Genomic DNA, 8,497 nt, shown 5'->3' on the forward strand with positions numbered 1-8,497 from the left:
GCCGCACAGCAAACATGGCCTCCGCATCGCGCGGAGGCCATGTTCGTCTGCCGGGGTTCAGGCAGCCGTCCACCCGCCGTCGGCGTAGATCTCCGCTCCGGTCACGAAGGTGGAGTCGTCGCCCGCGAGGAAGGCGACCGCGGCCGCAATCTCCTCACCGCGCCCGAGCCTGCCCATCGGCGTGCCGGCCAGCATCTCGCGGTGACGCTCGGTGCCCTCCCACCGTTCGAGCAGGGGTGGCGTCGCGATGAATCCCGGGTGCAGCGAGTTGACCCGCACGCCCGCCTTCGCCCAGTGCAGGGCGGCGTTCTTCGTCATCGTGCGGACGGCACCCTTGGCGGCCGCGTAGGCGACACTGTTGCCCAGGCCACCGACGGTTCCCAGGATCGAGCACATGTTCACGATGGAACCGCCGCCGCTGCGCTCGATCAGGGGACCGGCATGTTTCATGCCCAGCCACGTGCCGGTCTGACCGATCCCGATCACACGATCCCAGTGCGCCCGGGTTTCGTCCTCGGCCGTCGCGACACTGCCGATGGCGGCGTTGTTGACCAGGGCGTGCACAGCGCCGAACCTCCCTTCGGCTGCTGCGACGACCGCCTCCCACTGCTCCTCGGAGGAGACGTCCAGGGCGTGCGCGGCATGTCGCTCGGGCCGGGCGAGAGTGCGAAGCAGGTCATGGCAGGCCGATTCGTCGAGATCGGTGACGACGACGTGGGCGCCCTCGTCGGCAAGCCTGCGGACGATCTCGACGCCGATCCCACCGGTCGCACCCGTCAGCAGGACGACCTTGTCGCGAAGCCGTTCAGGTCCCACACTCATCTGTACTCCTCGTTTTTCGTTCGGATCGGGCCGGACATGCCGACATCACAGGTTGCTCAACACGTTCCGGCCACCGACGAGCATCGCGAACACGACGCCGATGCTGGTCACGGCCGTCATGAGCAGCGCCATCGCCGCCACCAGCGGATACGAGCCGTTCTCCCACAGGTCGAACAGCAGCGTGCCCATCACCTGTGTCGTGGCGGCACGGACGAGCAGTGAGGCGGCGAACTCGTGGGTCAGCAGGATGAACATCAAGGCGACGGCACTGAGCACGGTCGGTCTCATCAGCGGCAGGATCACCCGGAGATTGGTGACGAACGGGCTCGCGCCACTGGTCGCCGACGCCTCGGCGTACGTCTCCCCGAGCGACAGCATCGCCGTCATCTGCATCCGGGTGGAGAACGGCACCATGAGCACGACGTACACGAGGATGATGACCGCTTTGGTGCCGTAGAGGATCAGCGGAGGCTGCGTGTAGGTCAGCAGGAACCCGACACCGAAGATCACTGCCGGAATGCCCAGGGGGAGAGCCGTGATGACGTCACCGATGGTCCCCAGGACCCGGTGCGTGCGGCCTCGCACGAGCAGAGTGGCGGTGAGATAGCCGATCGGCACGCAGATCGCCACTGCGACGACGGAGGTGAGAAGACTGGTGAACACGGAGTCGACGATGCTCGCCGTCTGGAAGAGCGCCCGGAAGTTGTCGAGTGTGAACAGATTCCAGGACAGCGATACCGACCAGTACGGAGACACGGCCACGATGGCGAGCCCGATCAGCGGAACGACGAGTGCGAGAATCGCGTAGACGGAGATCGCCGCGGCCGCCCAGATCGAGCGTCCGGTGTTCGGCGCGAACGCTTTTCCGCCGTGGGTGACGAAGCGCTTCTGATTGCCGAGAAGCATCTTCTGCGCGAGCACGACGACGATGCCGAAGATGACGAGCGGTGACCCCGCGGCCGCCGCGGCAGCGAAATCCGCGGGCGACTCGGACACACGTCGGTACATTTCGGTGGTGAGCACCTTCACGCCCGCGTTCTGCCCCAGCAGGAGCGGCCCGGTGAACTGGCCCAGTCCGAGAAGCAGCGCGATTCCGCCGCCGTACACCAGGGACGGGCGAAGCAGGGGCAGCACGACGCGAAAGAACACTCCGAGCGTGGACGAACCGCTGATCTGCGCGGCCTCGAGATGCTCGGAACTGATGTTCTGCATGCCCGCGCTCACGAACAGGTACACGAACGACGTGAGTCCGAAACCGGTGAGAATGATGATCCACGGAGTGCTGTAGACGTCGATCGGTCCGGAATCCACGGTGTTCCACCAGGGAAGTGTGCGCAGGAGTGCGTTCAGGTACCCCGGCCCCGGAGACAGGAGGAATGCCCACCCGACCACGTTGGCGACCGCGGGCATCACGATGGGCAGGATGGGGACGATCCGGAGAAAGCTCAGCCGGCGTGGCAGTCTGGTGGCCGCGAACGCGAGCACCGTGCCCAGCACCATCGCGATGGCGAGCGACGTGACGGCGAGGGCGATGGTCGTCCGGATGGTCTGACCGATGTCGTACCGCCCGTACTGGGCCTGATATCCGCGCGCGCCGTCTTCGAACGCCAGCGACTGCAGCCGGAACAGCGGGAGCACGACGAGGTACGCGAGAAACGCCAGCAGCGCACCGTACCCGAGCCGGGTCCGCCACACCGCGCTGACGACGAGCGGCCGCGCACCGCGGCTCACGGCGACAGTAGCCATCACGCCTCCGCTCGGGCTGCGGCCCGAGCGAGCTCGGGAGCGTGCAGATCGACGTGCCCGTCGGGGTGCGGGAACACGCGCAGGGCGCTGGGGGAGAAGCTGACCACCAGAGGAGATCCCGTGGCGGCGCCGCGCAACCAGGATCCGTGCCGTCCCGCATCCGCGCGCAGGTACAACCGCTCACCGCCGGCGTCGACCGTCACGTCGAAATGGCGACCGCCGTACTCCGAGGTGACGAGTTCACCGGTCAGGCCGACATCGCCCGGGGCGACCTCGTCGAGCGAACGATGCAGGGCGAGGTCGTCGGGGCGCATTCTTCCCAGGGCAGCGTCGCCCCCGAGGTGTCCGCCCTGGATGACGGCCGCATCGAGGTCTACCGGAGTGCCCGCGCGCGTTGTCCAGCCCTCGTGCCGCCGGACGAGTTCGAGTCGGTTCGCCATGCCGATGAACGCGGCGACATAGTCGGAGGCCGGGGTCTCGTAGACCCGCTCGGGGGTGTCGTACTGCTCGATCTTGCCCGCCTTCATGATGGCGAGCCGGTCTCCGAGCGCGAACGCCTCGGCCTGATCGTGGGTGACGAATACGGCTGTGAAGCCGAGACGTTCGTGGAGCTGATGGATCTGGGACCGCACCTGGTCGCGCAGTCGCGCATCGAGATTGCTCAGGGGTTCGTCGAACAGCACCAGATCGGGTTGTGCGACCAATCCGCGCGCCACCGCCACCCGCTGTTGCTGCCCACCGCTGAGCTGGGAGGGGTACCGGTCGAGCAGGGCCCCGCAATCCACCATGCCCGCAGCGGTTTCGACCTGGCCGGAGGCCATGGCAGTCTTCATCCGGCGGACCTTCAAGGGGTACCGGATGTTCTCCCGCACCGTCATGTTCGGCCACAGCGCGTAGGACTGGAAGACCATGCCGATGTTGCGCTTGTAGGCCGGAACGTTGATTCGGGCCGACGCGTCGAAGACGGTGTGGTCCTTGAACGTGATCGACCCGCCCTCGGGTGTCTCGAGGCCGGCGATGCAGCGGAGCGTGGTCGTCTTGCCGCAACCGCTGGGGCCGAGCAGTACGAGGAATTCACCGTCCTCGATGTCGAGATCGAGTTGGTCGACGATGGTGTTGGACCCGAAGGTCTTGGTCAGGTTGGAAACCCTGAATTGCGATGTCACCTGGCACCTGCCTGGTTGCGAGTGGTTTGTCGGGGAGGGCGTCCGTCCGGGCTCCCGGTTTCGGAGCGGCGGACAAATATAAAGTGAATTCAGTTCATTTCAGCGTAGCGGTGGGATGGCCGGCGGGCAAGGAGTTGCCGGGCCGGTCCGTCACGACGACGAGAGTTTGGGAGTCCTGGCGCCCGCCGAGGTTCCACCGTCGATCATGAGATCGGTGCCGGTGACGTAACTGCTCTCGTCGCTCGCGAGGAACAGGATGGCCTTCGCCACCTCGAGCGGCAGACCCCGTCGCTGCATCGGAATGCTCTTCACATACGCATCCATGTCGTCGTCGGCGAAACCTGCGCCCGCGGTGATGGCCGTGTCGATACTGCCCGGGCACACCGCGTTGACCCGGATGTTCCTCTCCGCGAACTCCAGCGCCGCAACGCGGGTCAGGGCGCGAACGCCGAACTTCGACGCGCCGTACGCACCGAGTTCGGCGGTCGCGAGGACGCCGCGCAGCGACGACAGGTTGACCACCGACCCGCCTGCGGTCATCGCGGCGCCCGCGGCCTGCAGTCCGAGGAACGTGCCCACCAGGTTGAGGTCGATCATGCGGCGCAACTCGGCGAGCGAGGTGTCCATGATCGACGCCTTGGACGCGGCGCCGGCGGAGTTGACGAGAATGCGCATCGGGTGGCCGCGGTCCGTCATCTCGGTGGCCACCCGGGACCAGTCGGCTTCGTCAGTCACGTCCAGGTGCCGATAGTGTGCTCTCGCACCGAGTTTCGCCGCGACACTGCTGCCCGGGTCGTCGTCGACGTCGCACAGGTACACCGTCGCGCCGTGCGCATGGAAGAGTTCCGCGGTCGCGGCACCGATCCCTCGTGCGGCACCGGTGACGAGAGCGCAGGTGTCACGCAGTCGCGCGTCGTGTGACGTCACTGGATGAATCTCTTTTCCCAGTCGGCCTGGTATTCGGTGAGCGATTCCGGCGTCAGATCGGACGGGTTGGGCAGTGCGATGTCCTGGGCCCGCGCGACGCTTCCCTCGATGCCGGGAAGGGCGCTCGCGTAGCCGAGCGACAGCGCCTTCTGGCCGGCCGGCGTGACCATGAAGTTCGCGAGCACCTGAGCCGCGTTCGGGTGCGGCGCCGCCGACAGGGCGTGCGTGAACCAGGGTGTTCCCCACGGCGGCGTGGGCAGAGCCCAGTCGACCGGCGCACCCGATTCCTTCTCCCGCACCAGCGGTTGCACCACCGGGGTGGCGACGATCTCGCCGGACGTCAAGGCCTGGGCGACCCCCAGTGCGCTCGGGTAGATGCGCGGTTTCAGTTCGGCGAGTTTCTGGAGATAGCCGGGGCCGAAGTTCTTTTCGAAGAATCGGTAGAAGTCGACGTAGGAGGCGATACCCGACGGGTTGACGATGCCGATCTTGCCCTTCAACGCCGGGTCGAGGAGGTCTTCCGGCTTCTGCAGGCCGCCGGGAAGTGCTGTCGTGTTCCATCCGAGGGAGAACACCGCCGCGCTGGTCAGGAAGAACCTGTCGGAGATGATGCTCTTCTGGGGTTCGTACTCCGGCGCGTCGAACGCCGGGCCGACGAGGTCGGCCGAGTACGTGCCCGACTCCGCGGCCGTCTCGATCCAGGCGGAGTCGGTGAGCATGTGAACGTCGGCCGTGCCGCGTTTCGTCTGATTCTCGACCTCGACCTTCGGGTTGATGTCGGCGTCCGTTCCCCGGACGTATTCGAGGGAGATCTCGGGATACTCCTGCTCGAATGCCACTTTGAGCGCCTCGAGATTGGCGGGATTCTGGCTCGAGTACAGCAGTACGCTGCCTTCGCTCTCGGCCGCGGCGACGACGTCGTCCCACGTGCCCGACACTGGTCGACTGACGCCGGACCCGCCGGATCCGCAGGCGGCGGAAGCGAACGCGGCGACCACCGCGACCGCCATCAGCTTTATCGGCACACTTCTCATGGCATGAAAGTCCTTCCGGAATCGGTTCGCCGGATGCGAATCCGTGTATTTCGGTCTGTGAGCGAGGGGATCGAACGCGCGGTGAGGGCCTACGCCGAGAGCCCGTGCAGCAGCGCGGCGACCTGATCGGGAATCGTCACCATGGCCATGTGGCCGGATTCGAGAAAGACGGTGTCGCCGCCGACGACGGCGGCCGATCGCTCCTGCAGTTCGGGCGGATAGCAGGCGTCCTTCGTCAGGCGTACGTAGGTGCGGGGGATGTCGGCCCGAAGGCCGGACAGATCGACGGACTCGGTGAGTAACGCGGCGGAGTCGTCGACCAGTTGGTCGATCGTCCAGCCGGTCTGCTCGGCGTCCATGTCGTTGCAGAGCATCGCTGTGGCGCCCGCAGGATCCTGGCGATAGAGACCGCCTCGTATCGACTCTTCCACGGCGGCGCGGACGTCCGGGTCGATCTGGTCGATCACTCGCGTGCCGTCGGCGGGGACGACAGCGGAGAGGAAGACGACGTGCCGCAATCGGCCCGCGAGCGCAGGCATGGCCGGCGTGGCCGTCACTCCGGCGAAGGAATGCGCGACCAGAACGATGTCATCGAGGTTCGCCGCTTCCACATCCGCCACGACGGCCGCGGTGCAGTCGGCAAGGGTGACGGTCCGCGGGTCGGCGGATCGGCGTGTACCCCGTCCGGGGAGATCGACTGCGAGAGTGTCGCCTTCGAGCAACGGCAGGAGTGGGTCCCAGCAGGAGGCGCCCATTCCCGCGCCATGGATGAGAACGAACGACATGATTCCCCTCAAATTGAACTGATATCAGTTTGAATCTAAAGAAGTTGCCGTGTGATGTCAATCACCTGCTAGCGTGAAGTGAATCCAGTTCAGTTAGGAGCATTCATGACGTCTCCACGTGCTGCTCGGCCGCTGCAGCTCGGCCCGCTTCGGCTGGCGAACCGTCTCGTCGGGACGGCGCACGCCTCGGGAGCCGTCGCCGGCGGTGTCCCGTCGCCCGGCGACGCGGACTACTGGCGCCGCCGGGCGGCGGGCGGGGCGGCGATGCTGATCGTCGGCGGCACCGTGGTGTCACCGAACTCGGCCAACCGCAACGGCAACATCACCGAGGCCTGGCGTCCGGAAGTCGTCGCAGGCCTCGAGGCCCGGGCACGGGCGATCACGGAGGAGGGGGCCGTGGCGGCGTGCCAACTGGTCCACCTCGGTCGCGAAACGCTCGGCGCCGAACTGTGGAGTCATCCCGTGGCACCGACCGTCGTCCGCTCGCCTCGCGAACCGACGCGTCCCCGCGCACTCGGGCCCGCCGAGGTCGACGGGATCGTCGACGCCTTCCGCACATCCGCTGTTCACGCGTGGTCCGCCGGATTCCCCGTCGTCGAACTGCACGCTGCCCACGGATACCTGCTGGCGCAGTTCCTCTCGCCGGTCACCAACTTCGGCTCCGACGCCGCGACGGTCTCGCAGCGGGTACGGATCCTCGACCGCATCGCGGCCGCGATCCGCGACGCCTGTCCCGATCTCGTCCTCGGTGTGCGCGTCTCCGCCGAAGGAGGAGAAGAGGCAGGCCTCGGCATGGACGGGCTGTGCGAGCTGCTTCCGCACCTCTCCGGCTTCGACTACGTCAACGTCACCGTCGGCGTGCGCACCACCTACGTCCGGGACATGGCCGTCACCGACCCGCCGCTGCTCGACGCGGTCGGACGGCTACGCGCGGCCGCCGGGCCACCGCTGCTCGTGTCGCAGTCCTTCCGCACCGGCGCGTCCATCGACGGCGCCCTGCAGTCGGGTGCCGACCTCGTCGGCGTGGCACGACCGCTGATCGCGGACCCGAACTTCCCGCGGAAGATGCTGACCGGCCGGGAAACCGCGATCCGCCCGTGCGTGTCCTGCAACGAGGACTGCCGGACGTTCGACCCGGTCCTGCTCTGCTCGGTCAACCCAGAACTCGCTCCGCCGGGCGAGTCCGCGCGTCCGGCGTACCCGCTGACCCTCGGCCCGACGCGCCGGTCCGCGGACCGGCGCCGGATCGCGGTCGTCGGTGCGGGCCCGGCCGGTCTCGAGTGCGCGATGCGGCTCGGACCCGACCACGACGTCACCCTCTTCGAGAGCCGCGCCCGGATCGGGGGCCAGCTCGCGATTGCCGCGGACGCACCGAACCGCAGCGGGTGGCGTCGCCTCCTCGACTACTACTCGGACAACCTGTCGGCGGTGACGATGCGGCTGGGCCACCGGGTGAGTGCCGCCGAGCTGGAGGGCTTCGACGACGTGGTCCTGGCGGTCGGGGCCGAGGAGACGCTGCCCCGTGAAGCGGCGGGAACGACGTCGCTGCTCACGTCGCAGGCACTGGCCGGGGGAGGGGAGCCGCTGCGCGGCGCGGGCCACGTCGTCGTCGTCGACGACGGATTCGGGCTCTGGCCCGCGGCGAGCTCGGTCGAAGCCGCACTCGCCGCCGGAGCCGGCCTCGTGACGGTCCTGACGCCGGCCGCGGCCTTCGCGTCGGGCCTCCCCGCAGAGGGACGCGTGCAGTACCTGCGCCGGCTGTCGGGCCAACCGGTCGACGTGCGCGTGCTGTCGTCGATCGTCGCGGTCTCCGACGGCTCGGTCGAGTTCGAGAACACGCTGTCGGGGGCGAGGACCCGCCTTGACGCCGACCGGGTCGTCGTCGCCGGCGAGCGGCGCTCGGCCGACTGGTCGCACCTCGCGCCCGACAACCCACGCGTGCACGTCATCGGCGATGCGCTCGTCCCACGCAAGGTCGCACACGCCGTCGCCGAAGGTCATGCCGTCGCCCGTGAGT

At 67.8% G+C, this 8,497-nt stretch carries 7 protein-coding genes; 1 reads left to right on the plus strand and 6 read right to left on the minus strand.

Features of this window, described 5'->3' with window-relative positions:
• Positions 1-57 precede the first annotated feature (57 nt).
• From ACFTZB_RS39550 to ACFTZB_RS39575, 6 genes are all read right to left on the minus strand, one after another.
• Positions 58-822, minus strand: coding sequence for an SDR family NAD(P)-dependent oxidoreductase (locus ACFTZB_RS39550; RefSeq protein WP_378440477.1), 765 nt, complete (start codon positions 820-822; stop codon positions 58-60).
• A 45-nt stretch (positions 823-867) separates the two neighbouring features.
• Positions 868-2,568, minus strand: coding sequence for an ABC transporter permease (locus ACFTZB_RS39555; protein ID WP_378440479.1), 1,701 nt, complete (start codon positions 2,566-2,568; stop codon positions 868-870).
• Positions 2,568-3,734: an ABC transporter ATP-binding protein gene (locus ACFTZB_RS39560; RefSeq protein WP_378440481.1), complete on the minus strand. Its 1,167-nt coding sequence runs from the start codon at positions 3,732-3,734 to the stop codon at positions 2,568-2,570. The genes ACFTZB_RS39555 and ACFTZB_RS39560 overlap by 1 nt, the downstream gene beginning before the upstream one ends.
• A gap of 150 nt (positions 3,735-3,884) precedes the next feature.
• Positions 3,885-4,661, minus strand: a complete 777-nt coding sequence (locus tag ACFTZB_RS39565; protein ID WP_378440483.1) for an SDR family NAD(P)-dependent oxidoreductase — start codon at positions 4,659-4,661, stop codon at positions 3,885-3,887.
• Positions 4,658-5,695 carry an ABC transporter substrate-binding protein gene (locus ACFTZB_RS39570; protein ID WP_378440485.1) on the minus strand — a complete coding sequence of 346 codons (1,038 nt, stop codon included), beginning with the start codon at positions 5,693-5,695 and terminating at the stop codon, positions 4,658-4,660. The genes ACFTZB_RS39565 and ACFTZB_RS39570 overlap by 4 nt, the downstream gene beginning before the upstream one ends.
• An 89-nt stretch (positions 5,696-5,784) precedes the next feature.
• Complete coding sequence (locus ACFTZB_RS39575; RefSeq protein WP_378440487.1) at positions 5,785-6,480, minus strand: alpha/beta fold hydrolase; 696 nt, start codon at positions 6,478-6,480, stop codon at positions 5,785-5,787.
• Between the two features lie 105 nt (positions 6,481-6,585).
• On the opposite strand from ACFTZB_RS39575, the gene ACFTZB_RS39580 reads away from it, so the two are divergent.
• A partial coding sequence (locus tag ACFTZB_RS39580; protein ID WP_378440489.1) for an FAD-dependent oxidoreductase occupies positions 6,586-8,497 on the plus strand: 1,912 nt, incomplete at its 3' end.

The organism is Rhodococcus sp. NPDC057014, from assembly GCF_042673295.1.
GTDB lineage: Bacteria > Actinomycetota > Actinomycetes > Mycobacteriales > Mycobacteriaceae > Rhodococcus_F.